Raw genomic sequence first — 12,917 nt, 5'->3', positions numbered from 1 at the left:
ATTTTGAGGTTTGATGTCTTGCGACCCCGTGTCGTAGAACTATGACAGCAAACCGAGGGGCGGTTGGAAGCTATTGGAAATAAAGGGGAATGGATTTTATATGAGTTTGTTTTTGATGGCGTAGTGGATGAGTTCGGCGTTTGATTTCATTTCCATTTTTTCAAGAATGCGGTGCCGGTGCGTACTGACAGTGGTGATGCCAACGGACAGCTCGTCCGCGATTTCCTTGAGTTTTTTTCCGGCCGCAATCATGCAGAAAATCTGGAATTCGCGGTCGGAAAGGCGCTGGTGGGGCTGTTCCTCCACGTGCTGACCCATTTCCTGAATCATTTTTTCTGCCAGTTCCGGGCTCACGTATTTTTTTCCCGTATGCACTTTGCGGATCGCTTCCACCATTTGTGCCGGCGCGCTTCCTTTGTTGAGGTAGCCAGAGGCCCCCGCGCGGATGAAACGCATTCCGTAATGTTCCTCAGGGAAAATGCTCAAGATGAGTATCGGTAGTTTGGGTGCCAGTGCTTTGAGCTCCACCATCACGTCCCATCCGGTTTTCTCCGGCATCTCAATGTCCATTAACACCACATCGGGCCCGAGCTTTTTGACGAGATCGATCACCTCCTGCCCGGTGGCCGCCTGGCCGATGATTTCGATATCAGGCGTTTTGGAGATGACTTTTTCAATGCCGTGCCGCACGATTTCATGATCGTCGGCGACGATGACGGAGATTTTTGAATTCTGTTGACGGGTCATTTGCTGTTTGCCTGAAGTTTGACGGTGACGGTGGTTCCTTTGCCAGGAACTCCGTGAAAGCGGACCTTGCCCTGCCACACCAGAGCGCGTTCACGGATACCCAGAAGTCCCAAAGACTGCGGCCGGTGGATCTGGTGTTTGCGGATGCCGATGCCGTTGTCCTGCACTTCCATCACAACGTGACGGTTTTCCTGTTTCAGGCTGACGGACACCCGGCTGGCCTGAGCATGGCGCACGATGTTGGTCAGTGTTTCCTGGAAAATACGGAACAGGGCAATGCTCCGTTCCGCATCCAGCTTGACGTGTTGGTCAATGCCTTGCAAGTCAAATTCGATGTTCGTGCGTTTTTGTATTTCCTGGGTCTGCCATTTCATGGCTTCCGGCAGACCGAATACATCCAGGAGACGAGGCCGCAGTTCTGTGCTGATACGCTGGACCGCAGCGATGGTCTGGTCGATCAGCCGCGTCATGGTGTCGGAGGATTGCTTGTGCTCCGGGTTGTCCGGATCGAGTTCGTCCTGCAGGCAGGTGATCTCCATCTTGAGGGCGGTCAGTGCCTGTCCCAGTTCGTCGTGCACCGCGCGCGCGATGCGGGTCTGCTCCTCTTCACGTATGGCCTGCAAACGGTGGGTCAGTTGCCGCAATTGTTCACGCGAGTGGGTGATCTCTTCCACCATCGGGTTGCTGAGCCGCCAGAACAACACGATGCTGGCACCGATGACGCCCGCGCCCACGGTCACGGCCAGCAGCCCGGTTTTGTAAAAAGGTTCGCGAATCTCCGCAAGGTCGATTTTCGCCACCAGGGCCAGGCCGAGGTGTTCGATGGGTTCGTAGGCGGCGAGGGTGGTCACGTTCCGGTAGTCGGGGCCGACCATGAACCCCGCCTGACTCTGGAGTGCGCGGCGAATCGGTTCTCCCCGCGGCGAATCAAAGGGAATCGAATCCGGAATCATCAGGCTGGAATGGCGGTGGCTGAGCAGGAACTTGATCTGGTCACCCACCCGCTTGGCAAGAATGAACTCGCCGGTGTCGCCAAATCCCTTGAATTGCTTGTGCGCTTCGATGAACTGGCTGAGTGTCGCCGCTTCGGTACCTTCCGGGTAGTTGTGGCTGTACACGCTGTCGAAACGGGCCACCGCTTCCATCAACCGCGCCTGGCTCTGTGCGGTTTCGGTGAGGCGGGCCTTTTCCTCTTCGAACGCGGTGCGATACAGCAGAAATATGGCGAGGAACACCACAACAAAGGCCGCGCCTGTCATGATCAGTATCAATACCAGCCGTTGTCTCTGGGTGTCGCGCATTCCAACGTCCTTCCCATGACGGGCGCGCTGGAGGAGGGATTGCCGCCGCATCGCCCGTCGAAGAGAATTGTATCACGGCAATCCAAAGAAGGAACTGCAACGAGGAAGGAAGTGGACAAAAAGAAAATCGCTGAATGTTCGCCCCATGTCCTGTTCGCCTGACCTTGTTTGGTTGAGACTTATGGGAATTGGGTCAGGCTATTCCATTTGCGCCCCGGAACTCTCAAGACAACGCCCCGGCATCGCATATTTGCTCCCGCCCACGGCGGGTCAGTTCATGCGGACGTCCCAGTTGACTTTGGAGAAGCTTCGCGAGCGTTGCACGATTTCCAGCTTCAGGTTGATCTGGGTTTTAATCAGGTCGAGACGTTTGAGCACGTCCAGTTCTTCGAGGAAGGCCTGTTTCTGGTCGAGAGCGGAATCGAACATGTAAGCAACGCGGTCCACCGCCTCGCCCAGCGTCTGGCAGTGGGTGAGGTCCAGTTCCACCTTGTGCGCATTCTTGCGTGGCAGGTGTTCGATGAATTTCCGGTAAAGGGCGGTGAGTTCGTCCAGTTGTGGCGGTGTTTTATCCAGGGGAACATCGTTGGTGCAGGGCAACGGCTCCACCTCGGCCTCACGGTACAGATCGTCTCCCACCTCGCTCACGATCCGGAAACGGGAGCGGCCATTGAGCACGATGTCGTAGCGGCCGTCGTCGTACTGAAACCATTTTTCCAGGTTGCCCATGCACCCGATCTGCTTGATGGCCGGCCGGGCAAAATACTCCTCTTCATATCCAGGTTCCAGCAGCACCATGCCGATCCACTGGCCGTTGTCGATGGAGTTCTGGATCATTTTGCGGTACCGGGGCTCAAAGATGTGGAGCGGCAGGTACGTTTTTGGATAGAACACCGAAGTCGGAAGAGGGAACAGGGAAATGCGTTTGGGCGCCGTGTCGCCGGAATGGGAATCGGTCATGAATTACCTTCAGTCTTCCATCAGGTCCGCGTTGTGGGTTTCCAGCGCATCGATGCGCGAGATCTGGATGTTGTATTCGAGAGAGGAAGTGACGCCGGTACCGCGGTAGGTGCCGCTGGTGGGGGCGGTGAGGGAAGACTTGCAGGCCGAGGCCATGGCCACGTGCCGGTCTGCCACCGCGAGGCCGTGGGTCGGATCGTACCCGCGCCAGCCGCCGCCGGGCAGGTACACCTCCGCCCATGCATGCAGTTCGTGCTGGTCGAATCCGTCGTCGTCGCCGAAAAAGTAACCGCTGGTGAACCGTGTGGCCATCCCCAGCACGCGGCAGACGTCCATGAACAGAACGGTCAAATCCCGGCAGGCGCCCTCCCGCGTTTTCAGCAGGGCCGACGGATGCAACGGCTCACCCTGTTCGCGCAGGACGCGGTGAAAATTTTCATGGAGGTACTGGTTGAGGCCTGTGAGAAAGGAAGTCGTGTTGGTGCCGAACTCCTTAAGCAGGGCATTGGCAAATTCGTGCACATCATCGCTGGAATACTCCCGCGTGATATACGGATCGAGCGCATTGCCGTAGCCGGCATCGTACTTTATCGGCAGGCTCAACGCCTGGCTGTCGTTGATGATGAAATTGAATGGGTTTTCCTGCGCCGTCTCCACCTGCGACACCGCCTTGATCGACAGCCGGTCCAGCAGGCCCGTGGACCAGATAGACGTCACCGAGTTGCCCTCCAGGTCCACCGATTCCGTCATGCCATTGGGCGCGGGTTCGATATCCAGGGAATGTTTGTGGAGCATCTGCCAGCAGTCGGAACGCGGGCGCAGGCGGATGGTCATCGGCTCGATGTACGCACGGTCGGAATAAATATAACGAATGGCGTGCTCGATACGAAACAGCATAAGGAAAACCTCCGGAAAGTCAGGAAGGCGAAGAAGGTTGGTTGAACAGCGCTTCCACCCAGTCTGAGGGAAGTGCCTGGAGCGAGCGTTGGATCTGGTTCTTCCACCATTGAGATACCTGGCGAAGGTCCCGTTCCTTGTAACTGTACTCCAGCATGGTTTTGGTCTCCGCCTGGTAAACCACCACGTCCAAAGGAAAGCCGACGTCCGTGGCGCTCTGCCGGGTGGCATCGAACGCCAGTGCGCCGATCTTGAGGGCCATTTTGAGATCGGTGTCGTAACGGAGCGCCCGGTCGCAGATGGGCTTGCCGTACGCTGAATTGCCGATGATATGATAGGGAGTCCCCTGCCCGATTTCAACCCAATTGGCTTGCGGGTAAATCATGTAAAGTTTGGGTTCCGCGTCCTTTTCCAGTTGCCCCCCCACCAGCGCGTGCAGATTGAAGGCGAGACTGCTTTCCTCCAGCGCTTTCTTGTCCTCGTCCGACACTTTCCGCACCTGCGAGGCCAGCCGGTTGACCGCCTTGTACAGCTTGTCGAAATTTTCCTGTTCCTCCTCCAGCACCTCGTCGAAATAGGTGATGACCTTGTCGCGTGCCGAGCGCAGGCCGGAGGACATGACGAACATGGGTTTCCCGCCGGGGCGGTGGATGGACAGCTTGCGCGCGCGGATCTGTTCGGTGCCGGAAGTCAGGCGTGAGTCGGCGATGCCCACCAGCCCCTCGGCGACCTTGATTCCGATGCAGAAAGTCATGCCTGCCGCGCTCCTCTTTCGAATTGCGGGGGTTCCAGCGAGAAAAACGTGCGGCCGATTTCCTGCGTGATCTGGACGAGGTCCGCCTGGAAATCGTCCAGGTATTCGTGCAGGCCGTGGGAGAAAATTTCCGCGACGGTGGTGTAGTTGATGCGGGAGCGAAGGCGGCCGAGTGTCTGTTCCGCGTTGTTGCGGTAAGTGCCGGGCGGCGAGCCGGTGATCTTGGACAGCGCCTCTTCGGCTTCGTTGAGGCAGAAATGAATCGAACGGGGAAATTCCCGGTTAAGAATCAAAAAGTCCACGACGTTGTCCGGTGAAATGTGTTTGTACTGTTTCCGGTACATTTCGAGGCCGCTGGTCGATTTGAGCAGGACCGCCCACTGGGTGTCGTCCACGGGCGTTCCAATATACTCCAGCTTGGGAAGCAGGATGAAATATTTCACGTCCAGGATGCGGGAGGTTTTGTCGGCGCGCTCCAGCATGCCTCCCAAATGCGCGAAATTCCAAGCCTCCCCGTGCGTCATGGTCGAGTCCATGACACCGTTGAACAGGTGGCTTGCGGTCTTCACTTCGTAAAAGAAATCAAAAGGATTGGACAGCGCGTTGCCGTTGGATTCCTCCATGCGCACCAGCAGGTAAAACTGGTTGATCTGTTCCCACATCTCGGACGAGATGACTTCGCGGATACTGCGCGCGTTCTCGCGCGCGGCGGTGACGCAGGAGATGATGGAGTTCGGGTAGTTGCGGTCGAAGGTATGGAACCGCATCACGTTTTCGCGCGTGGGCTCGCCGTAAGTTTCGTAAAAATATTCCTCGTCGCCGGTGATGTTGATCAGCGGTTTCCAGTGATTGTTCTGGTTCTGAAGGAGAGGCAGGTCGAGGATCATCTGCAGGTTGACGTCGATGAACCGCGCGACGTTCTCGGCGCGTTCGAGGTATGTGCTCATCCAGTATAAGGAATCGGCGACGCGGCTCAGCATGGGGTCACTCTATAAAATGCAAATGAGGTTTCATTTCTCATCACTTCATCCATTCTCCGAATCGTACAGCACCCAGGTGTCCTTGCTGCCGCCGCCCTGAGACGAATTGACGACAAGCGAGTTTTTCTTGAGCGCCACGCGCGTCAGCCCGCCGGGAATGACCTGGATTTCCTCGCCGTACAGCACGAACGGACGCAGGTCCACGTGGCGGCCCTCGTAGCGGTTCTTCACCAGGATCGGCGCGCGCGACAGCTGGATCACCGGCTGGCCGATGTAATTCCGCGGATTGGCCTTGATCTTGTCCTCGAACAGCTTTCGCTCCCGGTAGGTCGAGGCCGGGCCGATGAGCATGCCGTAGCCGCCGGAAGCGTTGGTTTCCTTCACCACCATGTTTTTCAGGTTGTCGATGATGTGGCTGCGCTCCACCGGGTTTTCCGCCAGGTAGGTCGGCACGTTGGGCAGAATACAATCCTCGTTCATGTAGTAGCGGATGATCTGCGGCACGTAGTTGTACACCGCCTTGTCGTCCGCCACCCCCGTTCCCGGTGCGTTGATCAACGCCACGTGGCCTTTCATGTAGGCTTCCATGAGGCCGGGGCAGCCGAGCAGGGAATCGGAACGGAACACCTTCGGGTCCAGGAAATCGTCGTCGATGCGGCGGTAGATGGCATCGACGCGCTGGAACCCACGCGTCGTTTTCATGTAGACGAAATCGTCGGAGACGACGAGGTCGCTTCCCTGCACCAGTTCGATGCCCATCTGCCGGGCCAGGAACGAATGCTCGAAGTACGCTGAGTTGTGGACTCCCGGCGTCAGGATGACGCGGCAGGGATCGCGCACCGATTCGGGGACGAGGTGATCCATCACCTGCAGCAGCAGATTCGGATACGCATCCACCGGGCGCACGCGCATGGCGCTGAAGATGCCGGGAAACGTTTGCTTGAGTACCTGCCGGTTGCCGAGCACGTAGGAAACGCCGGATGGGCAACGCAGGTTGTCTTCCAGAACGTAGAACTGGCCGTCCCTGTCGCGCACCAGGTCGGTCCCGGTGATGTGCGCCCAGATGCCTTTCGGCGGACGCAGGCCGATGCACTCCTTACGGTACGGTTCCGAGGAAAGGACCAAATCTTTCGGCACCACGCCGTCCTTTAATATTTTCTGGTCGGAATAGATGTCCTTGATGAATTCATTGAGGGCGAAGATGCGTTGCTTGACCCCCCGCTCGATGTAGTCCCAGTCTTTCGCGCTGATGGTTCGCGGGATGATGTCGAACGGAAAGATTTTTTCCACGCCCTGTTCGGCACCGTACACGTTGAAGGTGATGCCGAGGTTGAGCAGGATGGTTTCCGCGGCGCGCTGTCGGCGCTGCAGATCGCCTTTTTCCAGGTTGTGGAGGAGGTCGACCAGTGATTCCACGCCCGGCCGGGCGCGGCCCGGGCCCTCGAAGATTTCGTCGTAAAAATGGCCGGGGTCGTAGTCTTTGAAATCCATAGAAGTAGTGTAATGGTAACACAGGGTTCACGACTTTTAAATGCGATTCGGAAGGGGGAAAAGCTGAATCCAGGCCAAATGGGCCCCTTGCGGAATCCATTTAGAACCTTTCGGGCAATCCGGGCATCTTTATAAATGATAGTCGCAATCGATTCACCATTCATCAACTATCTATCAGAAATCATGATCGCAGGTCCCTCAGCCCAATGCACCGACATTGAAAACGCCCTGGTGGCGTCCGGAGTGTATTCCCCGAAATCGGACGACCCGGCCAACACCTGGCGCATCTCGCCGCAACCGTTTTACCTTCCGGCGAAGGACGTCGCCTTTTTTGAAAACCTGGGCGGACACCTGCTCCGGTTTTACACCGCGCTCAACCGCCTCTACCTGGACAGCGCGAAGGGCAAGATGCCCGCATGGATCGCCGAATACCTGGACGCCGGCAAGCCTTCGGAGCTGACCGACCTCGCCCGCATGAACCGCTTCAAAGGAAAGTTGCCCGGCATCCTCCGCCCTGACGTCATGGCGCTCGATGACGGTTTTGCCATAACCGAGCTCGACTCCGTGCCCGGCGGTTTCGGCGTCACCACGCGGTTGATGACGCTGTACGGTGGGGAGGATATTGTCGGTACGAAGGCGGGAGGGATCCCGGAACTGTTCTACCGCATGCTGGAGTCGGTGGCCGGAGTGGAGGGATGCACCGCCGCGATCGTCGTTTCCGACGAGGCGGCGGATTACCTGAACGAGATGCAGTACCTGGGGCGCGTGCTGAAAGAGGCGGGACGGCCGGTCTATGTCGTCCATCCGCGCGACCTGCTCTTTAAGGAAGACGGACTCTACGTGCAGGATGGAGAGCGGGAGGTCGCGCTCGATGTGATTTACCGCTTCTTCGAGCTGTTCGACCTGAAGAACATCCCGAAGGCCGAACTGGTGGCTTACGCGGTGAAGAAGGGGCGGGTGAAGGCGACGCCGCCCTACAAGCCGCATCTGGAGGAGAAGCTGAGTTTCGCCCTGTTTCATCATCCGGCGCTCGCCACGTGGTGGGAAAAAGCGCTGGGGGATGAAACTTTTAACCTCCTGAACCATCTAATTCCAAGTACCTGGGTTCTGGATTCACGGCCCCTGCCGCCCCACGGAGTCATTCCCGGCCTTTCGGTGCGTGGCGATAACGTCAATGACTGGAAGATGTTATACGACCTCACCCAGAAGGAGCGGGAGCTGGTCATCAAGCCTTCCGGCTTCAGTCCGGATGCCTGGGGGAGCCGCGGTGTGGTGGTGGGGCACGATGTTCCCGCCGAACAGTGGCAGGAGTCGTTGCAGTCTGCATTGAATGCGTTTCCTGAGCAACCGCACATCCTGCAGGCGTTTCACAAGGGAAAGCGGTTCCGCCAACCCTTCTGGAACCACGGGGCGCAGACCGTCGAAACGATGGAATGCCGGGTGCGGTTGACGCCGTATTATTTCGTGACCGGGGAGGAGGCGCCTCTGGGCGGCATCCTCGCCACCTTGTGTCCGCAGGACAAAAAGAAAATTCATGGCATGGTGGATGCGGTCATGGTACCATGCGCCGCCGGAAAGTGAAGAAAAGTGAAAATGATTAAATTTTATAGTGTTTACGGTTGCGGTTACTGCACCATGGTGCAATCCGCACTCGAGCAGTTGGACCTCGATTACGAAACCATCATGGTCCCCGCGCCGCACCACCAGCGGCAGGAAGTCAAGGAACTGACCGGCCAGACCTTCGTTCCCGTTCTCGTCGATGGCGACGTCATCCTGCATGACGAGTACGAAATCATCCGATACCTGAAATCCACGTACTCCAACAACTCCAACTGAAATCGGAAAAGGTAGCCATGCAATCCTGGCAAAGGCAATTGAGTGACAGCGTCGTCAAGGTGGAGGATCTTCCTTTCGTCTCCGGCGATGAACAGTACCGGGAAAAACTGAAGAAGGTTGCGGAAATCTTCCCCATCCGCATCAACTCCTATTTCCTGAAACAGGTGAAAAGCGAACACGACCCGCTCTGGAAACAGGTGGTGCCCACCGCCGATGAGCTGGACGACCTGCTGAGCTCCGAAGAGGGCCTGGACTCGGATCCCCTGAACGAGGAAAAGGACATGCCCGTGCCGGAACTGGTGCATCGCTACCCGGACCGGGTCCTGCTGATGCTCAACAACCAGTGCCCCATCATCTGCCGCTTCTGCACGCGCAAACGAAAGATCGGGTTTCCCGGCATCGTCACCCGCGAAACGCTTCGCCAGGGCATCGAGTACATCGCCCAGCACCCGGAAATCCGCGATGTCATCATGTCCGGCGGCGACCCCCTGCTGGTTCCCGACAAGGAACTGGAACGCATTCTCAAAGCCCTGCGCGAAATACCGCATCTGGAAATCATCCGCATCGGCACACGCGTGCCCGGCACGTTGCCCGACCGCATCACGCCGGAGCTGTGCGAGATCCTGAAAAAATACCATCCCCTCTACGCCAACCTGCACTTCAACCACCCGGACGAGATCACGCCGGAAGTGGAAGTGGCGTGCAACCGGCTGGCCGACGCGGGCCTGCCGCTCGGCGCGCAGACCGTCCTGCTGAAAGGCGTCAACGACACGGTGGAGGTGATGAAGGAACTCGTGACGAAACTCCTGCGCATCCGCGTGAAACCGTATTACCTCTACCAGGCCGACATGACCGTCGGCACCGACCACTTCCGCACCTCGGTGGAAAAAGGGCTGGAGATCATCCGCGGCCTGCAGGGCCACACCTCCGGCATGGCGGTGCCTTACTTCGTGATCGACACGCCGGGAGGCGGCGGCAAGGTGCGCCTGCTTCCGGATTCCATCGTCGAGTTCACCGACAAAGAGGTGGTGGTTCGGAATTTCGAAGGCAAGACCTTCCGCTATCCGCAACCGGTGGAAAAACAGCCGAAACGCAAAACCCCGCAACCGGAGCAACCGGCCCCTTCCAGCAAATTATGCGAACTGGCCTGAAACGGCTCACTTTAAATCCCTCAAACTCCTTTTCATTCAGCACAATGCCCTTATACTGTCTGTAAGGCCCTTGTGACCCGCCCGCAGGGTTTCCGGGCTTTCGTGAACCTCAAATTTCCGGGGAATCATGAGGCGACGGAACACACCTCAACCGAACGGTTTTCATAACGAACACGGATTCACCCTGCTGGAAGCGATCATGGTGATCATCCTGGTGGGAGTGCTGGGGGCCATGTTTCTGCCCCGGCTTTCGTCGGATGCCATCCCCCTGAACAGCGCCACCAGCATGGTGGCGGCAGACCTCAAGTTCGCGCAGGAGCTCGCCATGGCACGCAACCCGGCGGCAGGCAGTCCCATCGGCATTACCTTTACCGGCGGCTCGTCCACCTATACGCTGACCGATCCGGTCGGGGCGTTCACCGCCAACCGCACGTTTCCCGGCGGCGTCACCATCACTTCAGGCGGCACCATCAACTTCAACAAGTACGGCGAGCCCCAGACCATCAGCAGCATCACGCTGACGGCGCCCGACGGCTCCAACAACTCCATCACCGTGGAAGCGTTCTCCGGGAGGGTGATCATCTCATGATGCATCGAATCCATAAAATACGGCCGGCAAGACTCGGTTCCGAAGGGGGCTTCACCCTGATGGAGATCATCATCGCCATCCTCATCGTGGCCATCGCCGTGCCGTCAATCATGATCGCGTTCTCGTCCCTCAAAGGTTCTGTCATTCCGGAGTACACCATCGAGGCGGCGGAGCTGGCGCAGTTGCAGATGGAGGCGATATCGGAGAAAACCCGCACGCAGATACCGGCGGCGGGCAGCTACACCTGCGCGGCGTTCCAGGCGACCGTCACCGAGGTGCAGTGCGCGGTTGCCGGGTTCGGCGCCTACACGTTTGCCTGGGTGGTGGCGGATGTCGATGCCAACGATCCCGACACCTCCAATCCCGGTGCGACCTTCGCCAAAAAAGTCACGCTCACGGTGACGCGCGCCAACATGACCCCCGTTTCCTTTTACGCCCTGTTTGCGACGGACTGACGCCATGAACTTCCGACACACGCTTCATAACCAGCGCGGCATGACGATGGTCGAGATCATTCTCGTGATCGTGATCCTCGGCATCATGATCGCCGTGGGCGCGCAGTTCCTGTTTCAATCGGCGGAAGTGGATCAACAGCATTCGGAACGCGTGGACCGGGTGACGCGGGCGTACGTTGCCATGGAATTGCTGGTGCGGGAGTTGCGTATTGCCGACCCGGCGACGGTGAACATTGCCGGCAACACCGTCACCTTCGACAAACAGTTCGGGTACACGCAGGACGCCACCACCAGCGGCGTCAGTTATACCTACAGTCCGGGCACCGACACCCTGCAACGCACGGGGAGCGCCACCACCACCATCGCCAACAACATGACGGCCTTTTCGATCACCGACAATGGCGGCTGGTACACCCTGTCCCTGACCATGAGTGGACCCGTGAGCGGAAACTTCACCCTGACCTCGGCGGTGCGGCCGCGGACGTTGAGCTGATATGCTGAATTGGAGATACAAATTCGGATCGTTGCACAACCAGCGGGGCATTGCCGCGCTGGTGATGGTGCTCCTGGGCGCGACGCTGGTGACCGCCATCGCGCTCAGTTTCCTTTCGCAGACGCAGACCAAGCAGTACGGCTCCAGCCTCGCTTCCACCGGGGCCAATGCCTTCATGACGGCGGAGTCCGGACTGCGTTATACGGAGAAATGTTTGCTCAACAACGATCCGGCGTGCCCCGCCGTGACCGCCAACACCGACTGGACCCTGTTGACGGTGGGCTTCACCAAAACCTTCGGCTCGGGAAACGGGCAGTTCGACATCACCTTCGCGCCGATCGACTCCAGCACCGTGGTCGTCACCTCCGTCGGCACCTACCGCGGCGCCCAGCAGGAAGTGTCCAAGACCATCGTCAATACTTCCGCGTGCAAGCTGGTGCCCAACGTCCTCACCACCTGCGGCAACCCGAACATCCACGGCCAGGCAACCGTGGTGGGCAACGTGGAGACCGGTTACTGCCCCGCGACCCCTCTTGTGGATCCGATCACGCTTCCTCCAAACCCGGTAGGCTGTCCGAACCTCTCGTATCTCCCGTTTCTGGGCGTGGGGTTTGCGGCTCCCTACCAGTACTGCTCCTGGACCCAGCTCTTGGGCAACGTCATCATCAACGGACCGCTCACGGTTTATGTCGCCGAAAAATTGGAATTATCGCTGTTTGCCCAGATCACCATCAATGGCGACGTGACCATCGTGACGGGCAATGACATCACCCTCGAGGACAATGCTTCCATCACCGTCAACGGCACCCTGACCATCCATACGGATGAGAAACTGACTTTGGTGGACCAGGCGTCGATCAATGTTCCCAGCGGGGACCCCGCCCGGGTGCTGGTCCTGGCGGGCAACCACGTTGAGTTCGAGGATGACAGCGTCTTTGTTGGTGGAGTGATCACCAACAAGGATTTAAGAGTCCGGAATGACGCTGTATTCACCGGGGCCGCCATTGCGGATGACGGTCGGCTGGATAGGAGGACGGTCACCACCCACGGTTCCACGGCCGGGGTGAACTCCCCCATGTACAACCAGTGTTTCCCCTGATTTTCCAGTAAGGAAACTTTCCCCACCGCCCTCAAAAATCGTCCCGATTTCGTGATTTTTGTAAAGTATTGAAAAAAATAGTATTAGGCGAAGATGGGTGTTTGGGTTAAAATGGAGCATCACAGGCAGTCAGATTTCAAGTCTTTGAAACGGCTTGATTTTCC

Annotated in this window: 14 protein-coding genes; 7 read left to right on the top strand and 7 right to left on the bottom strand. The window is 58.1% G+C overall.

The window, feature by feature from the left end:
* Positions 1-96: 96 nt before the first annotated feature.
* The 7 genes from ACTRW9_RS01915 to ACTRW9_RS01885 all read right to left on the bottom strand — a co-directional run bounded on the left by ACTRW9_RS01915 (position 97) and on the right by ACTRW9_RS01885 (position 7,130).
* A complete protein-coding gene (locus ACTRW9_RS01915) occupies positions 97-747 on the bottom strand; it encodes a response regulator (RefSeq protein ID WP_442427542.1) in 651 nt (216 codons plus the stop codon).
* Positions 744-2,048 (bottom strand): ATP-binding protein, encoded by a 1,305-nt coding sequence (locus ACTRW9_RS01910; protein WP_442428089.1) that lies wholly within the window; start codon positions 2,046-2,048, stop codon positions 744-746. The genes ACTRW9_RS01915 and ACTRW9_RS01910 overlap by 4 nt, the downstream gene beginning before the upstream one ends.
* 270 nt (positions 2,049-2,318) lie before the next feature.
* On the bottom strand, positions 2,319-3,008 hold the full coding sequence (locus ACTRW9_RS01905; protein ID WP_442428088.1) for an LON peptidase substrate-binding domain-containing protein: 690 nt from the start codon (positions 3,006-3,008) through the stop codon (positions 2,319-2,321).
* Positions 3,009-3,017: 9 nt separating this feature from the next.
* Entirely contained in the window at positions 3,018-3,905 is an 888-nt protein-coding gene (locus ACTRW9_RS01900; RefSeq protein ID WP_442428087.1) for a transglutaminase family protein, read from the bottom strand.
* 19 nt (positions 3,906-3,924) lie between these two features.
* Positions 3,925-4,659: a peptidase gene (locus ACTRW9_RS01895; protein WP_442427538.1), complete on the bottom strand. Its 735-nt coding sequence runs from the start codon at positions 4,657-4,659 to the stop codon at positions 3,925-3,927.
* A complete protein-coding gene (locus ACTRW9_RS01890; protein ID WP_442428086.1) occupies positions 4,656-5,639 on the bottom strand; it encodes an alpha-E domain-containing protein in 984 nt (327 codons plus the stop codon). Before ACTRW9_RS01890 ends, ACTRW9_RS01895 begins: the two co-directional genes overlap by 4 nt.
* Positions 5,640-5,684: 45 nt before the next feature.
* Entirely contained in the window at positions 5,685-7,130 is a 1,446-nt protein-coding gene (locus tag ACTRW9_RS01885; protein ID WP_442428085.1) for a circularly permuted type 2 ATP-grasp protein, read from the bottom strand.
* A gap of 183 nt (positions 7,131-7,313) precedes the next feature.
* Between ACTRW9_RS01885 and ACTRW9_RS01880 the strand changes: the two genes are divergently transcribed.
* The 7 genes from ACTRW9_RS01880 to ACTRW9_RS01850 all read left to right on the top strand — a co-directional run bounded on the left by ACTRW9_RS01880 (position 7,314) and on the right by ACTRW9_RS01850 (position 12,753).
* Complete coding sequence (locus ACTRW9_RS01880) at positions 7,314-8,711, top strand: hypothetical protein (protein WP_442428084.1); 1,398 nt, start codon at positions 7,314-7,316, stop codon at positions 8,709-8,711.
* 12 nt (positions 8,712-8,723) lie between these two features.
* Positions 8,724-8,966: a glutaredoxin family protein gene (locus tag ACTRW9_RS01875; RefSeq protein ID WP_005008148.1), complete on the top strand. Its 243-nt coding sequence runs from the start codon at positions 8,724-8,726 to the stop codon at positions 8,964-8,966.
* Between the two features lie 17 nt (positions 8,967-8,983).
* Positions 8,984-10,117, top strand: coding sequence for a KamA family radical SAM protein (locus tag ACTRW9_RS01870; RefSeq protein ID WP_442427534.1), 1,134 nt, complete (start codon positions 8,984-8,986; stop codon positions 10,115-10,117).
* 127 nt (positions 10,118-10,244) lie between these two features.
* Complete coding sequence (locus ACTRW9_RS01865) at positions 10,245-10,706, top strand: pilus assembly FimT family protein (RefSeq protein ID WP_442428083.1); 462 nt, start codon at positions 10,245-10,247, stop codon at positions 10,704-10,706.
* On the top strand, positions 10,703-11,161 hold the full coding sequence (locus ACTRW9_RS01860) for a prepilin-type N-terminal cleavage/methylation domain-containing protein (protein ID WP_442427532.1): 459 nt from the start codon (positions 10,703-10,705) through the stop codon (positions 11,159-11,161). The genes ACTRW9_RS01865 and ACTRW9_RS01860 overlap by 4 nt, the downstream gene beginning before the upstream one ends.
* A 4-nt stretch (positions 11,162-11,165) precedes the next feature.
* The gene (locus ACTRW9_RS01855) at positions 11,166-11,654 is read left to right on the top strand and encodes a prepilin-type N-terminal cleavage/methylation domain-containing protein (RefSeq protein WP_442428082.1); all 489 of its coding nucleotides are present in this window, start codon (positions 11,166-11,168) and stop codon (positions 11,652-11,654) included.
* A gap of 1 nt (position 11,655) precedes the next feature.
* Entirely contained in the window at positions 11,656-12,753 is a 1,098-nt protein-coding gene (locus ACTRW9_RS01850; RefSeq protein WP_442428081.1) for a DUF7305 domain-containing protein, read from the top strand.
* Positions 12,754-12,917 lie beyond the last annotated feature (164 nt).

It is taken from the genome of Nitrospina sp. 32_T5 (assembly GCF_052156635.1).
Taxonomy (GTDB): Bacteria; Nitrospinota; Nitrospinia; order Nitrospinales; family Nitrospinaceae; genus Nitrospina.
Note: the sequence above shows the minus strand (reverse complement) of the source record. Positions and strands in the feature narration are given on the sequence as shown.